Genomic DNA, 20,184 nt, shown 5'->3' with positions numbered 1-20,184 from the left:
GAAACGCTGGTCAGGGGCTTTGTCGTTCTCGGCCGACTCCGGCCCACTCCTGGTGAGGATCGCCCGACGCCGCGGCCGGCGTCAGCGGCGGACGACGACCGTTCGCTTCTGCGTGCTCCGCGCGACCAGGTAGGTGGTCACAACGGCCGGCGTGGTGAGGGTGGTGGTGAGCTTCGGCACCAGCACGGTCACGCGGGCCCGTTGGCCGGTCCTGACCTGGGCGGCCCTCGCGCCGGCGAGCCGGATCGTGGCCCGGCCGTCGACCAGCTTGACCCGGTAGGGCTTCGTGGCGCCGGCGACCTTGACCGTGATGGTCTGGTTCAGGCGCGCGGTGGGCACGCCGGGGGCGGTGACCCTGACCTGCACCCGACGCTTGGTGAGCCCCTTGACCGACACCGTCGCCTTGACCTTCGTGGTGACGTGCGGGGTCGGGACCACGGGCGTCGGCTTGACGGCGACGCTCTGCGTCGGGGCGGAGGTCCTGGTCTCCGGGACGTGACCGGCGGCGGTGCCGGTCACCGTGACGCTGATCCGGTGGCCCACGTCCGCGTCCGTCACGGCGTACGACGACGCGACCGCGCCGCCGATCGGCTGCCCGTCACGCAGCCACTGGTGGGCCAGGGCCGCGACCGGCGACCAGGCCGGTGTCGACGCGGTGAGCGTGTCACCCGCCATCGGCGCCAGGTTGCTGATCGTCGGCACCGAGACGGTCGTGAAGACGGCCGTCGACGATCCGGTCAACGCGAGCGACCAGACACTGGAGCCCACGGGGCCCGTGACCTGCAGCTTCGCGGTCGAGGACTGCCCCGCCCGGACGGGCGCGAACCGCACCGGCACCTGACAGGTCGCACCGACCGTCAGGGTCGTGCCGAGACACGCCGCCCCGTCGACCCGGAAGTCCTGCGCCGACACGCCGTCCTCGTCGGTCAGCGACACCGCGCTGATCGTGAGCGGCTTGGTGCCCGCGTTGGTGACCGTGACCTGTTGCGCGGCCGAGGTCGCGCCCACCCGCTGCTCGGCGAACGCACCCGCCCCGGTCACCGACGCGCGCACCCCCATCGCTCCCGTGAGGGTGACGACGTCCGTGCGGGCCTTGCGGAGCTGGTCGGCGGCGAGGTCCTTCATCTGGGGCGTCTCCCACTTAGCCGCGGCCTCAGTGCCGGTCATGCCCGGGGGCGCAAGAGGTGCATAGGGGCCGACCGCGCCCTGGTCCATGATCAGCCGCACCTGGGCTCCAGCTTCGAGCTGTGCAGGCATCGCCCCGATGCCCTCCCAGGCGCCCGGGCTCAACCTGTTCTCCTCCACGTCGGGCGGCACCACAGTGGTGAGCTTTTCCGGAGCCGTGGTCGGATTGCCGTCCCAGTACCAGAGCAGCTGCTCGAGCTGGGCCTCTGGCCGTGCGGGCATCGCGTCGGCCGTCAGCAAGAGGTACTCCCCCGCCGCGTTCTTGCGGATCTCGCGGATGGAGTGCCCGCCCAAATCGAGCTCGATCGGCTGCCCGAACGTCGCCGTCGTCCCTTGCCCGAGGGTGAGCTGCTTGATGTTGGTCACCGGCACGATCAGCGCCTTGCCACCAGGTACGCGGCCGGTCAGCGGGCCGCGGAAGCCCAGGTAGAGGGTGTTGCCGTCGGGGGCGAACTCCGAGGCCTCGATGTTGAACTGCGCCGGGCCGTCGGGCGCCTGGCCCACGGCCGTCGCGGCGGCGAACCCGTAGCGACTGCCGTGGGCCTGGTCCCAGGCGATCAGGTCGTCTCGCAGGCCGTTGTACTTGTTGCCCACCGGTGCCAGCTTCGCATCCGCCCCGCTGCCGCTGATCGTCGTCTCGTAGACGACGCTCCGGCTGGCCTGCACCTCGCCCTTCTTGGAGTTGCCGTGGGCGCCCAGCCAGAACACCGAGTCACCGCTGCGCGCGGACGACTCATAGTCATCCTCACCCCCACCCAGCCCGGGGCCGAACACGGCCACCGGCATGCCGGAGACCTCCGCGTCGTACAGCCGGATCTCGTGGGCCTCGTCGTCGGCCACGAACAGGTGCCCGTCGCCGGCCGCGATCGCCGTCGACGCGTCCGACGACATCTGCAGGACCCGGCTGGTGGGCGTGGTCGCACCAGAGGCGTAGTAGTCGAGCGAGTAGGAGTCGGTCGCACCGGTCGTACCGGTGACCGTGAACACCAACGTCACGTTGCCGCGATCGGTCGGCGCGAACGACACGTGCCGAACGCTTCCAGTGCTCGAGACGGTCACCGCACTGGCATCGAGCGGCCGCACCCGCTGCCCCTTCGTGACCGCCGACACCGACACCGTCAACGCAGATGCGTCGACCAGAGTCTGATTGTCAGCACCGAGCTGTCCGACGAACAGGTCGACGCCCGGATCGGTCGGATCGCCGATCACACTCGACTGGGTGTCCTTGACCGCGAAAAAAGGATCGCCGATCGGGGGCTTGGCCAGCGTCCCGATCACGGGCACCTGGGAGCCCGAGCCGGTGACGATGCCCGACTCCGGCGTCCGCAATTTCTCGCCCGTTCCCGCGCACACCCGCTCGACGCTCAGCCGGCGGCCCAGGTCTTCAGGGCGCACCGTGAGGGTGTTGGCGACGTACTCCTCTACCGGCTCACCGCCACTGAACCACTGGTCAATAATCAGGATGTCTCGGCTGCACGGGAACGAATAATCCATCACCTGGCCGACCTTCACGACCGCGTCGATCGTCGGCACAGTCGCGGCCTGCGCCGCCACGGGCGTGAGGGTCAGGCCCAGGAGCCCGACGAGGACGCCTGCCACTGTCGAGGTCTTCACTTGCGCACCTTCACCTTCTGCTGCTTCGAGGCCTTCGGAATCGTGTAGTCGGTGACCAACGTGCTGCTCGTAGCGACCCGGGTGGTCAGCGTGGGCACCGACACCGTCACACGGACCTTCTTGCCGGCCTTGACCTTGCGGGCCTTGCTGCCGGTGAGCTTGACGATGCCCTTGCCGTTGGTCAGCTTGACCAGGTAGGTGCCCTTGACCCCGGACACCTTGACGGTGACCTGCTGGTTCAAGTGGCGCCTGTCCACAGGCTTTGCCGAGACCGCCACTTGCACACGACGCTTCGACAGCGCCTTGACCGACACCGTCGCCTTGGCCGACTTCGTGATGATCGTGCCCGGAGCACCCTGCGCTCCATCAGCGCCGTTCTTGCCGTCGACCCCGTCCTTGCCGTCCTTACCGGGCTCGCCCTTCGGGAGGGCCGTCGAGGTGCCGGTGAGCTCCACTATGCGGGGGGCGCCCGTGAGGTTCGACTCGATGACCAGCTGAGCCTTCGACGTCGTGCTCACCTTCGCGGGGGCGAAGCGCACCGCGATGCGGCACGTGGCGCCGGGACCGGGATCGGTGTAGGCGCAGGTGTTCTGACTGATCAGGAAGTCACTGGCCTGCTCATCGTCGCCGGCCACGTGGACCCGCTTCACCCGTACCCGCTCTGAACCTGTGTTGGTGATCCTGACCACCTGCGGGGCGCCGACGGTGTTGGCGGCCTGGTCCGGGAAGGCTCCAGAGCCGCTCACCGTGGCCGCCCGGCCCAGGTTGCCGGTCAGGGTGAACACGTCGGTGCGGGCCTTGCGCATCAGGATCGGGTTCTTCTTGTTCTCAGCCTTCGGCGAGTCCGAATGGAGAACGTCGTAGCCCTGATCCATGATCAGCCTGACCTGAGAGTTGGCCGTCAGGTCGTCGGGCAGCTCGCCGATGCCCTCCCAGGCGCCGCCGTTATCGGTGTGCATCGGCTCGAGGTCCTTCGTGACCTCAGTCGTCAGCGGGACGGCCGGATCCTCGGCGAAACCGGTCCAGGCGAACAGCGTCTGACTGCTCTGCGGGGTCCACATGCCCGGTGTGCCCGACACGATGAGGTACTGCCCGGCGTCGTTCTTGCGGATCTCGCGGATGTCGTGCCCGTCGAGATCGAGCAGGATCGGCTCGCCGAACTGTGCCACCGCGGCCTTGCCTGACGTCAGAGCCGGCAGGTTCTTCACCGGCACGATCAGCGCCATCTGCCTGCCGTCCTTCTCGACGACCGGCGAACGGAAGCCCAGGTAGAGCTCGCTGCCGTCGGGCGAGAACTCAGCACCTTCGAGGTTGAAGCCGTTGGCCAAATCCGGCTTGACGCCGTCAGCTGCCGCTGCGGCAAGGCCGAGCCGGTCGCCGTGAGCGCGGTCCCAGGCCACGAGGTCCTTGCGCAGGCCCAGGTACGAGCCGGTCCTGGTCAGGCGGGCGTCCCTGCCAGTCCCGGAGACCGTGGTCTCGTACACCGCCTGCCTGCTGCCATGCAGATCCCCATCCTTCTTGTTGCCGTGCGACCCGAACCAGAACATCGTGTCGCCCAGGCGCGCCGACGACTCGAAGTCCACCTCAGCGCCGGGCAGCAACGACTCGGACTCCCACACGGCGTAGCGCGACAGCGAGGGGTCGTAAAGCCCGATCTCACTGCGCTCGTCGTCGGCGACGAACAGGTAGCCGTCACCGGCCGGCAGCGCGGTCGACGAGTCGCCCTGTCCCATCAGAACGCGGCTGGTGGGGGTGGTACGGACGGACGCCCCATACCCGAACAACGCACTCGATGTCTGGCCGTTAGGACCGGTGACCGTGAACTGCATATTGGTGTAGCCGCGACCCACCGGGGCGAAGGCCACCGTGCGCGTGCCTCCCGAGCCGGAGAAGGTGACACCGGAGACCGGCAGCACGCCGGGGGCGTCCGACGTAGCGGTCAGCGTGAGCTTCGAGGGATCCACCCTGTTGCCGGCCGCGTCGGTCTGGCCGACATTGATCGTGATGCCGGGGTTGGTCGGGTCACCGAGCACACCGCTCAGCGCGGTCTGGCTCGGGACGATCGCGGGGGCACCCGGCGTCGTGCCGGTCACCGACGCGGTGGGGGCGGAGACGCCCTCCTGTGAGCCGCATGTCACGCGCACCGTCAGGCGGCTGCCGACGTCGGCCGCAGTGACCTGGTAACGCTCGTCGGTAGCACCTGTGATGTCGATGCCCTCGCGCTGCCACTGGAAAGCCGATTCACATGTGGGCCTGGCGACGCTCTCTGCCGACGCCTTGAGCGTCTGACCGAAGCCAGCAATGCCGGCGATGGTCGGATCAGTTGGTGTCTCGGACAGGAGCACCGTCCAACTGGGTGAGATGTCGATGCTGGTCGCCGACGCGTTCGTCAGGGTCAGCGTCTTCGTGGCCTGGTCGTAGGCTCCCTCGTTCGCGTTGGCCGCGGCGATCGGTAGCACGCGGGAATCCGCGCGAGCCAGCGGCACCTGGATGCCGCCTGGCTGGTAAGCGCCGGCGTAGACCGACTGACCAGTGTTCGCGGGCTTGCTCGTGAACGTGAGGAAGGTCGAGAGATCACTGATCCGGTTGCCGTCGACCTTCAACGCCCCGCCGGTCGTCCCCAGCTTGAGGCTCGAGTATCGGGCGAGGGGCGTGACGTCCTCGATCCGGTTGTCCGACAGGTACAGGTAGGTCGGATTTGTCAGCCTGGAGACTGGGGTCACGTCGGTGATGCGGTTGGCCGACAGGTCGAACCCGGTAACTGACGTGAGCTGCGCCAGCGAGGAGATGTCGGCGATCTGGTTCTGCTCCAACCTCAGAGTCCGTAGAGCGGTCAAGCGGATGAGCAGCGCGACGTCGAAGATCCCGTCGTCGCCCAGCGTGAGGGAGGTGAGCGAGCTGATCGCGGCGATGCTGTCGAGGGTTCCCTGCAGTGCACCGCCCCTGATCTCCAGGCTGGTGAGCCTCAGCCCGGCCAGCGGGCTGGCGTCGGTCAGGTCGCGCCGGCCGGTCACGGTGAGGCTGGTGAGACCGGTGAAGGCCTGGAGGCCGGTCAGCTCGGAGACCGGGTCGGCGCCGGCGTTCAGGGTCCGCACGGTCTGCGCCTCGGCGACGGTGACGTCCCGGCCGGGTTCGCGACCGGCACCGAGCGCGGTGTTGATCGCCCGCTTCAGCGCCGGGTCGGGGAGGGCGACCACGTCGGTGTCGGCCGCGTCGGCGCGCGGTGCGGTCGCCGGGGCGAGGGCGAGGGCGAGGGCGGCCAGCGCCAGCAGGACGACGAGGGCCGTGCTCAGCAGACGGTGGAAGGACGAGTGGGAGGGCATGACGGCGGTCTCCAGGGGCGAGGCAGGGCAGGGCTGACGGACGGAGTGCCCCGCCAGTCCCGTGGGACCGGCGGGGCCTTCCGCAGGGGTGCTACTTGAGCTTGACCGTGACCTTCTTGGTCACCTTCGCGACCGTGTAGGTGGTGGTCGTCACCGTGGCGGGCGTCGCCGTGGTCGTCGCGAAGACCAGCCCCGGGAGGGCGAGGGTCGCCTTGACCTTGGCGCCCTTCTTCAGCAGCTTGGCCTTCCGGCCGGTAGCGATCGTGGCCCTGCCGTTCTTCAGGGTCACCCGGTAGCTGCCCTTGACGCCGGCCAGCTTGAGCGTGGCCTTGGAGTCGAGTCGACTGGCCGGCACGCCCTGGGCGGTGATGATGACCTGCAGCTTCTTGCCCTTGAGCGCCTTGATCTTCACCACGTACGACGACCGCACCGCGTCGGCGACCTGGGCCGGCGCCTTGGCCGCCACTGCCGCGGTCGACTGCGAGGTCACCGAACGCGGCTCGTAGCCCGCAGCGGCCCCGGTCACCCGGACGCTCAGCGCACGCCCCTGGTCGGCAGCGGTCACCGGGTACGACGCAGCGGTAGCCCCGGCGATCGGCTGACCATCACGCAGCCACTGCCACGTGAACGACGCCACCGGCGCCCACGGAGCAACAGTCGCTGTGAGCGTGTCACCCACGGTCGGTGTGCCGCCACCGATCACCGGCACCGAAGTGCCGGCGAACACCAGCCTGGCAACCTTCGCCGTCGCCGCCGACGTCTTCTCGGTAGTCGCGTACCCCTCGGCAGTGCCGGTGGCCTTCACACTCAACGCGTGATCGGCATCAGCAGCCGTCGTTGTGTACGACGCAGAGGTCGCACCCGTGATCGGCGCACCGTCACGCAACCACTGATACGCGAACGCAGCGACCGGCGACCACGCCGCTGTCGACGCCGTCAGCTTGTCGCCGACCTTCGGCGACACGTTGTCGACCGCAGGAACCGGTGAGTTCGTGAACGCACCCGCAGCCACCGCAGCAGTCGCAGTGGACTCAGTCGTGGAACCCTCGAACTGGACAGCGGGCCTGATGCCTCTGACCTGCAGCGATATCTTGCGCCCGGCGTCCGCGGGGGTCACGGCGTAGGAGACCTGCTTGGGTCCGGCACCGCCGACGCCTCCGGCCACCTCATCAGTCGCACCGGTGATCGGCTGACCGTCGCGCAGCCACTGGTACGCATACCCCGGCTCGTAGTTCAGCGCGGCCGGGAAACACGTGTCCCACCCCTGATGCGTCGCGGTGATCGTCTCCCCCACCTTCGGGGTCGACGTGCTCAACACCGCAGCCTTCTTGGACTCCGCACTCCACACGTCACTCGCGACGGCCGTGGTCTCCAGCGTCCAGGTCTTGGTCACGTAGCCGGCCCGGACTGCTGTCACCTGCAGCCGGTACGGCCGCGACGCGACGTCCACCGTGGTGCCGTTGACGGTGTACATCGGGTGACTCGCGCTCGTCGCCCCGGCGATGTTGCCATAGCCGTTGCCATTGAACATCTGCCACTGGTAGCCAACCTGCTCCGGGGCCTGAGTGATGCCCGCGACGCTGGACGTGACGGTGTCGCAGTAGCCCGGGGTGGCGGTCGACAGGGTCGGGGCGCCGGCGAACTCCAGAATCGTGACCGTCACCGTGAACTGTGCACTCGCGACCGAGTCATCGTAGGGGTCGCTTTCACCGGACGAGACATACCGGGCGGTGACCTGATGCGCTGTGCCGGACGGGGAACCCGCCAGGCCGGTGGCCGTCCACTCGGCCTTGCCGCCCGTCACCGTGACCGGACCCGACACATCCGTGCCGCCGACCGCGAACACCACAGTGCCGGTGGCGTCGGTGGCCACCTCGGTGCTGTCGGGCTTGGTGACCGTCGCGGTCAGCTTCGCGGATCCGTTGATGCTGGTCGCGTCACCGGTGGTCGCGACGGTCGGGATGGCCGTCGGCGGCGGGAACTCGTTGACCGCACCGAATGTGCCAACACTGGTCGTCGCCCAGAAACCGGCGCCGGGCACCGTTCGCCCGTAAGTCGTCGTCGCGTGCGCCGTCCACGAGTACGAATCGATCGGAGCCGTCGTCAGATCCGTCGTACCGGGTGCGAAGACCCGCACCGAATCGCCGCCGCCCAGACCGAACTGCCCGGCCACAGCCGGGTCGTCGGTACGAATCGCCCGGTAGCTCATGGCCGGGATCTTGGTGCCGGCCGGCACCGTGATCTTGTGGGTGTCGTCGTTGTCGGCGACCACGAGGCCGCCCAGATCCAAGGCGCTGCTGCCTGGGTTATAGAGCTCGACCCAGTCACCATTGACCGCATCCCCATTCGACTCAACCTCATTGACCCGCAACGCTGCAAGCTTGTCGGGCGCCTCGGAGAAGTTGATCGTCCAGTTCGGGCTCACCGTCACGAACGTCGCCGCCGGATCAGCCGAGGTCAGCATGCCTGTCGCAGGGTCGTAGGTACCAGTACCCGCCGGCGTGATCACCGGAGTGGCAGGCGGGTTGTTGAGAATGTGTGGGCCGCTCTTGAGCGGCACCGTCACGCCGTTCACTGCGTCGTAGGGTCCGACGTAGATCGACTGTCCGCTGGCGGCTGCTGTCGGGCCGAAGTTGAATCCCTTGAGGTTGCGGAAGGCCACCACCGGGGAAAAGTCCCGGATCCTGTTTCCGCTGAGGGTCAACCGGTTGCTCTTCGTATCGTTGAGCTTGTATGAGTCGTCGAACCTCCCGAAGACGGAAACATCCTCAATCCGATTGCGAGGGAGAACAAGATTCCCAACGTTCTTGAAGCCCTCAAGGAAGTTGATGTCCTCAACTGCCGTGTCCTGCAGGGTGAGGCGCACGATAGTGCCCTTCGACGCGGCGACAGCCGAGATGTCCTTCAACCGTGCGGCCTCTTGAATGGTGACATTCGTCAGCTGGGTCAGCTGCAACAGCGCGGAGACGTCCGTCAGTTGGGCGCTGGCGATTTGAAGAATGTTCAGGTTGGTGACGCTCTCGAGTCCGTCCAGGCTGGTGACTGGCAAAGACGTCTGCAGCGACGTAAGACCTCTGAGACTGCCGATCGGCCGCAAGTCGGTAGCAGTGCTCCCTGCGCGCGTAATTGCCAGGGTGGTGACGTTGGTGAACGCCTCCAGCCCGGTGAGCGTGGCGATCGGAGCATCATCGACATACCCGGTGTCGATCGCGGTGACCGTCAGCGCGTCGGCAGGGGTGATGTCCTGATCGGGCGTGCGGCTCGTGCTGGTCGCGGTAGCGATCGCGGCGTTGAGCACCGCCTTGAAGTTCGCGTCCGGGACGACGACCTCGTCGGCGGCCTGCGCGGTGCTGGCGGTGACGGTGAGTCCCAGGAGAGTGAGCGCCACGGCCACGAGAGACACGACCAGGAGGCGAACCCCCCGCATCGGGGGGTGCAAGGCAGACATCAACGATTTTCCTCTGATCGTGGTGGACGAGGCAGCCGTTGGCCCTCGAGACCAGGACCGGCGCGCGCTGATCTCACAGGCGAGTCGCGACCAAGAACCACCGCTCACGTGCCCGGTAGATGAACGCCGAGCAGCCGCCAGGCAGCCGGTCGGTGGATCGCTATATGTCGGGGCCGCACATACCAAGATCCGTCGGTCAGGACCGGTCGCGATACTCCCGCGGGGTCATCCCGGTGTGCCGGCGAAACATCGTGCTCCAGTGGTTGGGCGAGGCCCAGCCGACCTCGGCCATGACCTCGGGGATGCTGCGACTGCGGTCGCCGAGCAGCTCCTGGGCGCGGCGGGCGCGGAGCAGGTTGTGGTGGGCCAGGGGGGTCCGGCCGAGCCCGTCGAGGAACAGCTGCCGCAGGTGGCCGGCCGAGAGACCTGACGCGGCGGCGAGCTCGTCGACCCGCCAGGGGCGGGCGAGATCAGACTCCAGGAGCGCGACGGCCCGCCGCACCTCGGACCGCACCGGACGGGTCGGGCGGAGCGGACGCTGCAGCCCCGCCTCGGGCGGCTCCAGCGCGGGGGCGATCGCGTCGAGGACGGTGAAGAGGATCGCGGCCGCGCGGCCGAACCGGCCCCGCAGCTGTCCCTGGCTCGTGAGCTCGACCAGCTCGTCCAGGCACGGCTCGAGCTCCCGCAGCACCCGCTCCCCGATCCGCGCCCAGCGGAGCCCGTCGGGAGCCGGGCTGTCGTCCTGGCCTTCTGTGTCTGGTGTCTTCGTCGGCGCGGAGGCGCCAGCCGCCCAGGCCACGCTCTGCTCCAGCAACAACCGGTCGACGAAGATGCTGGTGTAGGCGACGCCCTCGGCCCCGGGGACGACCTCCGCGGTCGTCTGCGGCGCCCAAGCGACCAGCTCCCCGCGCCGGACCTGCTGACGGCTGACCCGGCCGACGACCGCCACGCTCCCGCGTCGTACGAACCCGATCTGGACGCGATCGATGAGGGTGTCACGCACCGGCCCGCTCAACTCTCCGCTGACACCCAGGATCGGCGCTTGCCCTTCAAGGGGACAGGCCTCGGCGGCAGTGACGCCCACTGCGCGCACGTGACCACTCCTTGGGTGAAACCCGAGAAACCGTCGACCAACCCTCTGATCTCAGCGTCTGTGCTGCGTGGTTCTGCCCGGCCTCGCGCAACACCGGGCGAACAGCTGGCAACGTTTGGGCGGTCGATCCTCGGATCGACCCAACTCGACCCGCGAATAGCGCGCGGTGCCCGGAACGTACGGCGGTCGGGTGCTGCGCGCTGCGACGCCGGGACCGTCTGCCCGGCCAGGATCGTGGCGGCTGCCGCCGCCGTCGTCGTCGTGCGGCACGGGTGGAATCGTGTCCCGTCGGCGTGTCCGGGTGGCCCCGTTCTGGCCGGTCAGCTCGGCTTGGGATCGGTGCGTTGCAGGACGCCGTAGGCGACGAGCCGTTCGGAGGTCGGGACGAGCCGAGCACACGCGGTGAGGGTGAGGGTCCGCGCGCCGGCCGCGATTGGCGAGGCCAGGTCGGTCGACGATCCCGTGGTGGCTCGGGCGGACGTCGGGTCCGGCTCGAGGACGGAGGTGTCGGCGTCGTCCACGACCAGTGCGTCGCCGTCAGTGGTGAGGCGGTAGGTGTAGATGGCGTCGGCGGTCTCGACCTCGACGACGTCACCAGCCCTCAGGTCGGGCATGTCGCGCAGGGGCTGACCATGGGTGATGCGGTGGCCGGCGACAGCGAAGTTGCCCGCTTGCCCTGGTGCTGCGGTCTGTTCGTAGTGGCCGAGGCCGGCAGCGAGGGTCTCGTCGGTGGTGCCTTCGAGGACGGGGACTTCGTAGTCGTCGCCGAAACGTGGGATCCGGACGACGGCGATGGCGTCGCCGTAGGGGGTGGACGCTTCCGGGTCGCCCCGGTTCCAGGTGTGTTCGAGCTCGTCGCGGACCTCGGCGTGATGGCGTTGGGCGGTCCAGTTGCTCCCGTACAGCTGCCATCCTGCAGCGCCGAGGAGGATGGCGCCGGCGATGAGGAGGGCGGCGCCGGCGTACCGGGCGGCACGGTGGCGGCCGGGTCGGCGAGGTCGCGCCATTCGTCACCACCTCCTTCCGTGCAGCCGCGTGGTCCCGTGCGCGACAGCGCGCTTTGCCTGGTCACCGTGCCGCTGGGTCTCCGGGTGGCGGATCACCCGGAACAGGCGAACCGGCACGCCGCCGCGCGGAATCAGTCTGTCCGCGTGGCGAAGCGCACCGTCGCGTAGCAACGTTCCGGCGCGGCGGCCGGTGAGCGAGGGAGACTCGGGATGGCCACCACGCAGCCAGAGGACCAGGGAAGGCACCTGCCGCCGTACCCGCGCTGGTGGCCGCGTCGGCGAACCCGCCTGGCGAGGAGCACGTGGGTAGCAGCCGGTGCCGTGGCGGTCGGGCTGTCGGTGCTGACGGTGTCGTCGGGACCGGCAGCCGCCGATGGCGGCACCTACCTGGAGGAGTCGTTCACGGGGGCGACCGTGATGCCGGGGTTCCTCGGCTACGGGTCCGCATGCCTGACCGGTGCGGCCGCGGGCGCTCCGGGTCCGGGTGACCACCCGTTGGCCGGGTGCCCGCTGGTGCGGGTCGGTCCGGTGCCACCGGAGAACGCCGCACCGCGCGGGTACCTGCAACTGACGGACGCCTCGAACGACCAGGCCGGCGCCGTCCTCTTCGACGTTCCCATCCCCGCCACCCAGGGCCTGACGGTCACGTTCGAGCAGTGGCAGTACGGCACCACGACACCGACGAGCCCGAGTCAGGCTCCGGCCGACGGCATCGCGTTCTTCCTCACCGACGGGACCACGACCCTGGACGCACCGGGGGCGTTCGGCGGGAGCCTCGGGTACGCGCAGAAGCTCCCGGACGACGATCCGACTCGCGCCTTCATCCCCGGCGTCGACGGTGGCTACCTCGGCATCGGACTCGATGCGCTCGGTAACTACTTCGGTGACTGGGAACGTCGCAGCAACGGCTGCCCATCAGCCGGTCGATCCCCGGCCGGTTCGGGATTGCGGAGGCCCGAACCGGACAAGATCACGGTCCGTGGACCGGGCAACGACATCGTCGGGTACTGCTTCATCACCTCGACCTCGACCAACCTCGACCGGACGACCGGACCGTGGAGCTCGACCCTGCCGTTCTCGCTGCGCAACGATCTGACGGTGCTGCCGCCCGGACCGGCGGCGGCCGAGGCGGAGCTGCACGCGGTGCGCCGAACGGTCACGGTGACAGTCACCCCCGCGCCGAACCCGCAGGTCGGGGTGGCCATCTCCCGCGGCGACGGCACTGCGCAGCAGGTCCTGTCGTTCCCGGCACCGGACCCGGTCCCGGAGTCGTACAAGTTCGGGTTCTCGGCCTCGACCGGCCTCTTCACCGACATCCACCTCGTCCGCAACGTCGTCATCGAGTCGGTCGTCCCCACACCGCTCCTGGAGCTGCAGAAGCGGGTGCTCGACGACGGCCCGTTCCGGGTCGGTGACGTGGTCGACTTCGGCTATACGGCTACCAACACCGGCCTCGCCGCAGTCGACGACCTGAGGGTCGTCGACGACAAGATCGACGAGGTGACGTGTGAGCGGTCGAGGCTCGCGGCACGAACGGATGCTCCGGCGAACACGACCGAGTGCCGCGGCCGGTACCGGGTCCGCGCCGAGGACGTCGACTACGGTCGGGTGGTGAACGTGGCGACCGCGACCGGTGAAGGCGGCGGTGTCACCGCACCGCCGGTCGACGCGACCATCCGGGTCGTCGACGACCCCTCCCCCGATCCCACCGACCCCACCGACCCGACGGGCCCGACGGGCCCGACCGGTGAGCCCACGGCGACCTCGGGACCGTCAGGCACTCCCGCACCGCCGACCACCGGCCCGGACGGCAGAGCGCCCGAGAGCCTTGCCGACACGGGCCTGTCGTCCTGGGTGCCGGCGGCCGGCGTCGGCGGGGTGGTCCTCGTCGCGGCCGGCGGGGTTCTGCTGCTGATCGGGCGACGGCGCCGGCCGGGTCGATGACCGTCCTCGTCGACGCGGCGGGCAGCGTCAACGGGGCCCAGGCGGTGATCAGGATCCACTGAGCCCACGTCGACTGCGGTGCGCGGCGATGATGACGCCGCACGCAGCGACCACGATCAGGACCGCGAAAACGGGACTCATGTCCTTGGACAGGCTCTCCGCCCGCTCGGGGCGAAGTGCCCAGATGGCCATGGGGGCGGCGTAGACGGCGCCCAGCGCGAGGGCCCACCAGCGCAGGGCGCCGCTGCGGAACCGACGCATCACGGCGACGACGATGATCGCGACCGGGATGGCGGCGAAGAAGCTGAACTGGCCGAGGACCATGACGGGAACGGCCCAAGCCGAGATCACGACCTTGCGAGGCACCTCGCCGGATGCGTCTTGCGGCTGTCAACCTCGGGCGTCGATGCCGGGGACTGCGGCCGTGCCGGTGCACGGGTCACGCGTGCTGCGGCCACGACCGAGCCCGGCGCGACGCCGCCACCCGCTGACCGGGACCAGCGCGGCCCGCCGCACGACGAGGCCTGGATGGTGGCAGTGATCCGCACCACAGGGCACCGCTCGGGTGCCCGCAGAGGAGGAACGTTGAGCACACGATCCTGGGCCGCCGTCGCGGCGGCCGCACTCCTGACCACGGGACTGGCCAGCGCCCCGTCGGCGACCGCCGCTCCGGCGACCGCGGCGAGTCGTACCGCCTCCACGCCGGCGACCGTCTCGACGCCGCACGCGAGCCGGTCCGCCCGGCACGGCGAGCTGAGGAAGCCCCGCGGCACGCTGCTGCGCGCGCGCCCCCTCCGCACCGCCGCGGCGCTGCCGAGCGCCCGGGCCACCTACCTGGTGGAGTACGTCTCGGTCGGCGCCCGTGACCAGAAGATCCGCGTCACCGGCACCGTCTCCCTGCCCGAGGGCAAGGCCCCGCGCGGCGGCTGGCGCGTGCTCAGCTGGGCACACGGCACGACCGGCACCGCCGACCCGTGCGCACCGTCGCGCGACACCGTGGACGGTCCCGCCCACGACTACCTCGGTCGTGTCGACCAGACCCTCGACCGGTGGAGCCGCGCCGGCTACGTCGTGGCGAAGACCGACTACGAGGGCTTGGGCACCCCGGGCGACCACCCCTACATCAACGGTCCCAGCGCCGCCCGCACCCTTGCCGACATCGTCGTCGCCGCTCGTCAGCTGAGCAGCCAGGTGGGACGACAGTGGGTGGTCTCGGGCCACAGCCAGGGTGGCCACGCCGCTCTCGCCGCCGCGGCCGGTCCGCGCAGGCACCGTGGCACCGAGCTCCTCGGCGCGGTGTCCCTGGCACCCGGAGGTGTCGGACTGAGCCAGACCGCGCCCTACATCAAGAACAACCTGCCCGGCGCCCAGGCGGCGATCTCGTTCCTCCCGCCGCTGCTGCTCGGGGCCGCGGCCGCGACCGACACCGTCGACGCGGACGCGCTGGTCACCGATGCCGCCCAGCCGCTGCTCGACGCCGGGCGCACCGGCTGCATGGACGCCATCCGGGAGGTCGCCGACACGCTGACCCCGGCACAGGTCTTCGAGCCCGACGCCGACTTCGGCCCGCTGACGGCCTACCTCGACTCCCAGGACGCCGTCCGGCTCATCCCACGCGTGCCGACCTTCGTCGCCGCCGGCACCGCCGACGTCCTCGTGGCGAAGCCGGGGGTCGACTACCTGGTCTCCGTGCTGTGCGGCTCCGCGCCGCCGATCGACTACTCGGTCTACCAGGGCGCCGACCACCGCGCGGTGATCGACGAGTCCTACGCCGAGACTCGGGCGTACGCCGACGCGCTCTTCCGCGGGCGCACGCCGGCCGGGAGCGCCTGCTGACCCGCGCTGAGCCCTGCTGACGGAGTCGGGCGGGCGGCACCCGCCGCCCGCCCGACAGGCACGACCGGTAGGCGCACGACCTTCTCAGTGCGCCCGGTGCGTGCCGAAGGTACGCCGCCAGTACGTCAACGGAGTCGGCTCGCCGCAGGACGCCGCGAGCACGTCGGCCAGCACGAGGGTGTGGTCGCCGGCGGGCACCAGCCGGGCGACCCGGGTGCCGACCCAGCGTGGGCGCCGGCGAGCGCGGGTGATCCGTCCCGCGGCACCCAGTCGAGGTCGCCGAACCGGTCCTCGCGGCGGGAGGCGAAGCGCAGCGCGAGGTCGCGCTGGTGCGCGGCCAGCACGTTGACGCCCAGGTGGCTGCCCGGCGTCAGGAGCGCGAGCAGCCGGGAGGTCTCCTGCAGCGAGACCAGCAGCATCGGCGGGTCCATCGACAGCGAGGTGAAGGCGCTCACGGTGGCCCCGTGCGGTCGGTCGCCGGACGGCCCGGAGAGCGTGGTGACGACCGAGACGGCGGCGGCGACGCTGCCCATCGCGTCGCGGAAGCCCTCCTGCAGGTCGCTCAGCACCGGACCCTCCACCCGCGCCGCGCTCACAGCGCCTTCCCCGGGTTGAGCAGCCCGTGCGGGTCCAGCGCCGCCTTGATCGAGCGCTGGACCTCGATCGAGTCCTCCCCCACCTCGCGCGCCAGCCAGGCGCGCTTGAGCGAGCCGATCCCGTGCTCCCCGGTCACCGTCCCCCCGAGCTCGATCGCGAGGGCGAAGATCGCGTCGGCGGCCTGCTGCACCGCCGGCGGCGGCTCGGCCAGGGCGGGGTCGAACGAGATGATCGGGTGCAGGTTGCCGTCCCCGGCGTGGGCGAAAGTGAAGACGTCGACGCCGGTCCGGCGCGCGATCTCCTCGACTCCCCGGAAGGCGTCCACGAGCCGCGACCGCGGGACGCAGATGTCCTCGATCAGGGCCCGTCCGAACCGCTCGATCGACGGCAGCGCCAGCCGCCGGGCCAGCACCAGGCGCTCCGAGGACTCCTCGTCGAGGCCGCGCTCGGACCAGGTGGACTCCTTCGCGAGCAGCTCGGCGATCGCCGCGATCTCGTCGGCCGCCGCCGGCCCCTCGGCCTGCGCCACGACCAACGCCCGACCCCGGGTGGCGAAGTCGGTGCCCTGCGCCCGGTCCACCACGGACAGGGTGGCGTGGTCGAGCAGCTCGAGCAGGCTGGGCTCCCGGCGGGCGCGGGCGACCGAGACGCAGGCACGAGCGGCGGCCGCGACATCGTCGTACGCCGCCGCCGCGGTGAGCGTGGTCTCGGGCAGCGCCCGGAGCCGCACGGTCGCGCGCACCACGACGCCGAGCGCACCCTCCGACCCGACGAAGAGCGAGGTGAGGTCGAGCCCCGCGACGCCCTTGACGGTACGACGGCCCGTGCTGATCAGCCGGCCGTCGGCGAGCACCACGTCGAGGCCCAGCACGGCGTCGCGGGTGACGCCGTACTTCACGCAGCGCATGCCGCCGGCGTTGGTCGCGACGTTGCCGCCGATGGTCGAGATCGCAGCGCTGGCGGGGTCGGGCGCGTAGCGCAGCCCGTGCTCCCCCGCGGCCCGGTCGAGCTCAGCCGTGATCACGCCCGCCTCGACGACGGCGAGCTCGTCCACGGGGTCGATCTCGAGGATCCGGTCCAGCCCGCTCAGGTCGAGCACGACCGACCCGGTGCCGGCGAGCGCGCCGCCCGCGACGCCCGACCCGGCGCCGCGCGGCACCACCGGCACCCGGTGCCGGTGCGCCACCTCCAGGGTCCGCTGCACGCCGACGACGTCCCGGATCAGGACCAGGACCGCGGGCAGCCCGTCGGGCCGGGCGCCCGAGCGGTCCAGCGCCGCGGCGGCCAGTGCGTCGGGCTCGACCGTCGCGCCGGGCACCTGGTCGAGGAGCTCGGCGACCGCCCGCTCGGTCGCGGTGGGGGCCATCAGCCGCGCACGTCCCGGACGATGGCGGGCAGGTCCGCACCGAGCTTGAGGCTCTCGAGGAACAGGACGACGGTCGCGGCGACCGAGCGGTGCGAGACGTCGTTGAGGACGTCGTGCCGACCGCCGACCACGATCCGGGCGCGGACCTGCTCGGCCTCGCCGATCCACTCGAGCACGGTCTCGGCGCTCGCCACGCTGTCCTCGCTCCCGTGCAGCACCAGCGTCGGCAGGCCGGGTACGGCGAGGTCGCGCAGCTGCGCCGGAAGCTCACGACCGAGGCCGCCCCGCTCGAACGCGGGGTCCTCGGAGATCACCCGGCGGTGCGCGGGACAGGCCGTACGGGCCTCCAGCTCGGCGTCCCAGTCGCCGACCGGAGCGGGCGCCGGGCCCGGCAGTGCGAGGCCCGCGAGCACGACGGCGTCGACATCGCCCTCCCCCGCCAGCACCGTGGCCAGACCCGCGCCCGTGTCCGCCCCGACCAGCACCTTCGGCGCCGGCAGGGTGTCGTCGGCCAGCAGGTCGCGGACGACGTCGCCGGCCGCGGACAGGTCGTCGAGGTCGACGTCGACGACCCGGACCCGGTAGGCGTCGGCCGAGAGCCGCCGGCCGAACCGGGAGTACGCCGTCGGCGACTCGCCCCGACCGACCAGGACGACGAGGGTCCCGCGGGCGGCGACCCCGGGCGGCTCGTCCCAGGCGAGCGCGGGGGACGTGGCGGAGGCGGGGGGAGTCACGGTGGAGGTCACCCTCCCCAGGCTGGCACCCCGCGACGGCGCCGTCCAAGAGCGTTCGTCGAAGCCAACCCATGACGGTTGCTGATCGGTGTGCGAGAACCAGGTGTCCAGACCAACAGCCGGCACGAGCGACGGCCGGGCCGGGCCTGGCCTAGGATCTGAATATGACTAACTCGCTAGACCTTGAGCATTTAAGGACGCTGGTGGCGATCGCCGACTGCGGCGGCTTCAGCAAGGCGGCCGCGGTGCGCCACGTGAGCCAGCCCGCCCTGAGCCACCACGTGCGGCTGCTCGAGAAGGGCCTCAAGCGCAAGCTGTTCGAGAAGGACGGCCGCCAGATGCGCTTCACCCCGGACGGCGAGCGGGTCCTCGCGGAGGCCCGGCACATCATCGAGGTGCACGACGAGTCGATGCGCCGCCTGAAGGTCGCCCGCCGCGACACCATCGTCGTCGGCTCGACCGAGCACGCGGCCGAGCAGGTGCTCCCCGAGATGATGCACGCCCTGCGCGCCGCCTTCCCGGGAGTCACCACCCGGTTCGAGATCGGCCGGTCGACGCAGCTCGCCGACGCCGTCGACAAGGGCACGGTGGACTTCGCGTTCGTGCTGGACCCGCGCGGTCGCGGGTCGGGGTACGACGTGGGCCGGCTGCCGCTGCGGTGGTACTCCTCCCCCACCTGGACGACGCCCGAGCCGGGCGAGCCGTGGTCGCTGGTCGCCTTCGAGGAGCCGTGCGGGCTGCGCGAGCGGGCCCTGGGCGCGCTGGCGAGCGAGGGCCGGCGGGTCGAGGTGTCGGCCCAGTCGACGACGCTCGAGGGGGTGCTCGCCGGCGTGCGTGCGGGGCTCGGCGTCGCCCTGCTGCCCAGCGCGGGCGGCCGCCCGGCCGGGATCGTCGTCCGCCAGGACCTGCCCGCGACCGGCACCACCGGCCTGCGGATGATCGCCCGACGCGGCCTCGACCCCGAGGTCGAGCGGACGGCGCACACTGCTGGGCAGGAGTTCTTCTCGACCCGCCCGCACCTCCACCTGGTCCACCCCCAAGCCACTCCGACCGAGACCATCCCGAACGAGGCCTGAATGACCGTCCTGATCTCCGCCACCGAGCTGGCCGAGCAGCTCGCGCGCACCGACGCGCCCGCCCCCGTCGTCCTCGACGTCCGCTGGAAGCTGGGCGGGCCGCCCGGCCACAGCGAGTACCTCCGCGGCCACGTGCCCGGCGCCGTGTACGTCGACCTGGACACCGAGCTCGCCGCGCACGGCGAGCCGACCGACGGCCGGCACCCGCTGCCCGACGTCGCAGCCCTCCAGGAGTCGGCGCGACGCTGGGGGGTCAGCGGCGACCGCACCGTCGTGGTGTACGACGGCGACGGCAACCTCGCCGCGGCCCGGGCGTGGTGGCTGCTGCGCTGGGCCGGGCTGGCCGACGTACGCCTCCTGGACGGGGCGCTGCCCGCGTGGGTGGCGGCGGGCGGCGCCCTCGCGACCGACGACGTCGTCCCCGGGCCGGGCGACGTACAGCTGCACCCCGGCGCACTGCCGGTGCTCGACGTCGTCGGGGCGGCCGCGTTCCCCCGCTCCGGCGTGCTCCTCGACGCCCGCGCGCCCGAGCGCTACCGGGGCGAGACCGAGCCCATCGACCCGAAGGCGGGTCACGTCCCGGGTGCGGTCAACGCCCCCACGGGCGGCAACCTCGGGCCGGACGGACACTTCCTCCCCGTCGAGGAGCTGCGCACCCGGTTCGCCGCCCTGGGCGTCGCCCACGGCGTGCCCGTGGCGGCGTACTGCGGCTCCGGCGTGACCGCGGCCCACGAGATCGCCGCGCTGGCGATCGCCGGGTACGACGCCGCGCTCTACCCCGGCTCCTGGTCGCAGTGGAGCAACCTCGACCTTCCCGTGGAGACCGGCGAGGCGTCGGCGCTTCGATAACGCCGCACTATCGGTTCCCATGCCGCATTCCTGTTGGACCCGATCGAGCGGACGCCCGTAGCGTCCTGAGCGAGAGGCCGGGCGACGCACGCACCCGCGACGCCCGGCCCTC

The 20,184-nt window shown here is 71.1% G+C and carries 13 protein-coding genes; 4 read left to right on the top strand and 9 right to left on the bottom strand.

Features of this window, described 5'->3' with window-relative positions; translation table 11 throughout:
• Positions 1-81: 81 nt before the first annotated feature.
• The 5 genes from MUB56_RS11210 to MUB56_RS11190 all read right to left on the bottom strand — a co-directional run bounded on the left by MUB56_RS11210 (position 82) and on the right by MUB56_RS11190 (position 11,670).
• Entirely contained in the window at positions 82-2,799 is a 2,718-nt protein-coding gene (locus tag MUB56_RS11210) for a choice-of-anchor D domain-containing protein (RefSeq protein ID WP_244931979.1), read from the bottom strand.
• Positions 2,796-6,122, bottom strand: a complete 3,327-nt coding sequence (locus MUB56_RS11205) for a hypothetical protein (RefSeq protein WP_244931978.1) — start codon at positions 6,120-6,122, stop codon at positions 2,796-2,798. The genes MUB56_RS11210 and MUB56_RS11205 overlap by 4 nt, the downstream gene beginning before the upstream one ends.
• A 91-nt stretch (positions 6,123-6,213) precedes the next feature.
• Positions 6,214-9,525: a lamin tail domain-containing protein gene (locus MUB56_RS11200; protein ID WP_244931977.1), complete on the bottom strand. Its 3,312-nt coding sequence runs from the start codon at positions 9,523-9,525 to the stop codon at positions 6,214-6,216.
• 241 nt (positions 9,526-9,766) lie between these two features.
• Positions 9,767-10,573, bottom strand: coding sequence for an AraC family transcriptional regulator (locus MUB56_RS11195; protein ID WP_244931976.1), 807 nt, complete (start codon positions 10,571-10,573; stop codon positions 9,767-9,769).
• 410 nt (positions 10,574-10,983) lie between these two features.
• Positions 10,984-11,670, bottom strand: coding sequence for a class E sortase (locus MUB56_RS11190; protein ID WP_244931975.1), 687 nt, complete (start codon positions 11,668-11,670; stop codon positions 10,984-10,986).
• A 321-nt stretch (positions 11,671-11,991) separates the two neighbouring features.
• Here MUB56_RS11190 and MUB56_RS11185 point away from each other — a divergent pair, with 321 nt between their 5' ends.
• Positions 11,992-13,614, top strand: a complete 1,623-nt coding sequence (locus MUB56_RS11185; RefSeq protein ID WP_244931974.1) for a hypothetical protein — start codon at positions 11,992-11,994, stop codon at positions 13,612-13,614.
• A gap of 48 nt (positions 13,615-13,662) precedes the next feature.
• Here MUB56_RS11185 and MUB56_RS11180 read toward each other — a convergent pair whose 3' ends face one another.
• On the bottom strand, positions 13,663-13,980 hold the full coding sequence (locus MUB56_RS11180; protein ID WP_244931973.1) for a hypothetical protein: 318 nt from the start codon (positions 13,978-13,980) through the stop codon (positions 13,663-13,665).
• 219 nt (positions 13,981-14,199) lie between these two features.
• Between MUB56_RS11180 and MUB56_RS11175 the strand changes: the two genes are divergently transcribed.
• Entirely contained in the window at positions 14,200-15,450 is a 1,251-nt protein-coding gene (locus MUB56_RS11175; RefSeq protein ID WP_244931972.1) for an alpha/beta hydrolase, read from the top strand.
• A gap of 125 nt (positions 15,451-15,575) precedes the next feature.
• Here MUB56_RS11175 and MUB56_RS11170 read toward each other — a convergent pair whose 3' ends face one another.
• From MUB56_RS11170 to MUB56_RS11160, 3 genes are read right to left on the bottom strand one after another with little or no spacing between them, the layout of a single operon-like run.
• Complete coding sequence (locus MUB56_RS11170) at positions 15,576-16,046, bottom strand: flavin reductase family protein (RefSeq protein ID WP_244931971.1); 471 nt, start codon at positions 16,044-16,046, stop codon at positions 15,576-15,578.
• Positions 16,043-17,413, bottom strand: a complete 1,371-nt coding sequence (locus MUB56_RS11165) for an FAD-linked oxidase C-terminal domain-containing protein (RefSeq protein ID WP_244931970.1) — start codon at positions 17,411-17,413, stop codon at positions 16,043-16,045. Before MUB56_RS11165 ends, MUB56_RS11170 begins: the two co-directional genes overlap by 4 nt.
• Positions 17,413-18,159, bottom strand: coding sequence for a lysophospholipase (locus tag MUB56_RS11160; protein ID WP_244931969.1), 747 nt, complete (start codon positions 18,157-18,159; stop codon positions 17,413-17,415). The genes MUB56_RS11165 and MUB56_RS11160 overlap by 1 nt, the downstream gene beginning before the upstream one ends.
• A gap of 152 nt (positions 18,160-18,311) precedes the next feature.
• Here MUB56_RS11160 and MUB56_RS11155 point away from each other — a divergent pair, with 152 nt between their 5' ends.
• Both MUB56_RS11155 and MUB56_RS11150 read left to right on the top strand, forming a co-directional pair.
• Complete coding sequence (locus tag MUB56_RS11155; RefSeq protein WP_244931968.1) at positions 18,312-19,223, top strand: LysR family transcriptional regulator; 912 nt, start codon at positions 18,312-18,314, stop codon at positions 19,221-19,223.
• On the top strand, positions 19,224-20,072 hold the full coding sequence (locus MUB56_RS11150) for a sulfurtransferase (protein WP_244931967.1): 849 nt from the start codon (positions 19,224-19,226) through the stop codon (positions 20,070-20,072).
• The last annotated feature ends 112 nt before the right edge of the window (positions 20,073-20,184 follow it).

This window comes from Nocardioides sp. W7 (assembly GCF_022919075.1).
Classification (GTDB): Bacteria; Actinomycetota; Actinomycetes; order Propionibacteriales; family Nocardioidaceae; genus Nocardioides.
Note: the sequence above shows the minus strand (reverse complement) of the source record. Positions and strands in the feature narration are given on the sequence as shown.

Coding starts and splice junctions, on each gene's coding strand:
- MUB56_RS11165 (WP_244931970.1), bottom strand. CDS start 17,413: ATGGCCCCCACCGCGACCGAGCGGGCGGTCGCCGAGCTCCTCGACCAG.
- MUB56_RS11150 (WP_244931967.1), top strand. CDS start 19,224: ATGACCGTCCTGATCTCCGCCACCGAGCTGGCCGAGCAGCTCGCGCGC.
- MUB56_RS11155 (WP_244931968.1), top strand. CDS start 18,312: ATGACTAACTCGCTAGACCTTGAGCATTTAAGGACGCTGGTGGCGATC.
- MUB56_RS11190 (WP_244931975.1), bottom strand. CDS start 11,670: ATGGCGCGACCTCGCCGACCCGGCCGCCACCGTGCCGCCCGGTACGCC.
- MUB56_RS11205 (WP_244931978.1), bottom strand. CDS start 6,122: ATGCCCTCCCACTCGTCCTTCCACCGTCTGCTGAGCACGGCCCTCGTC.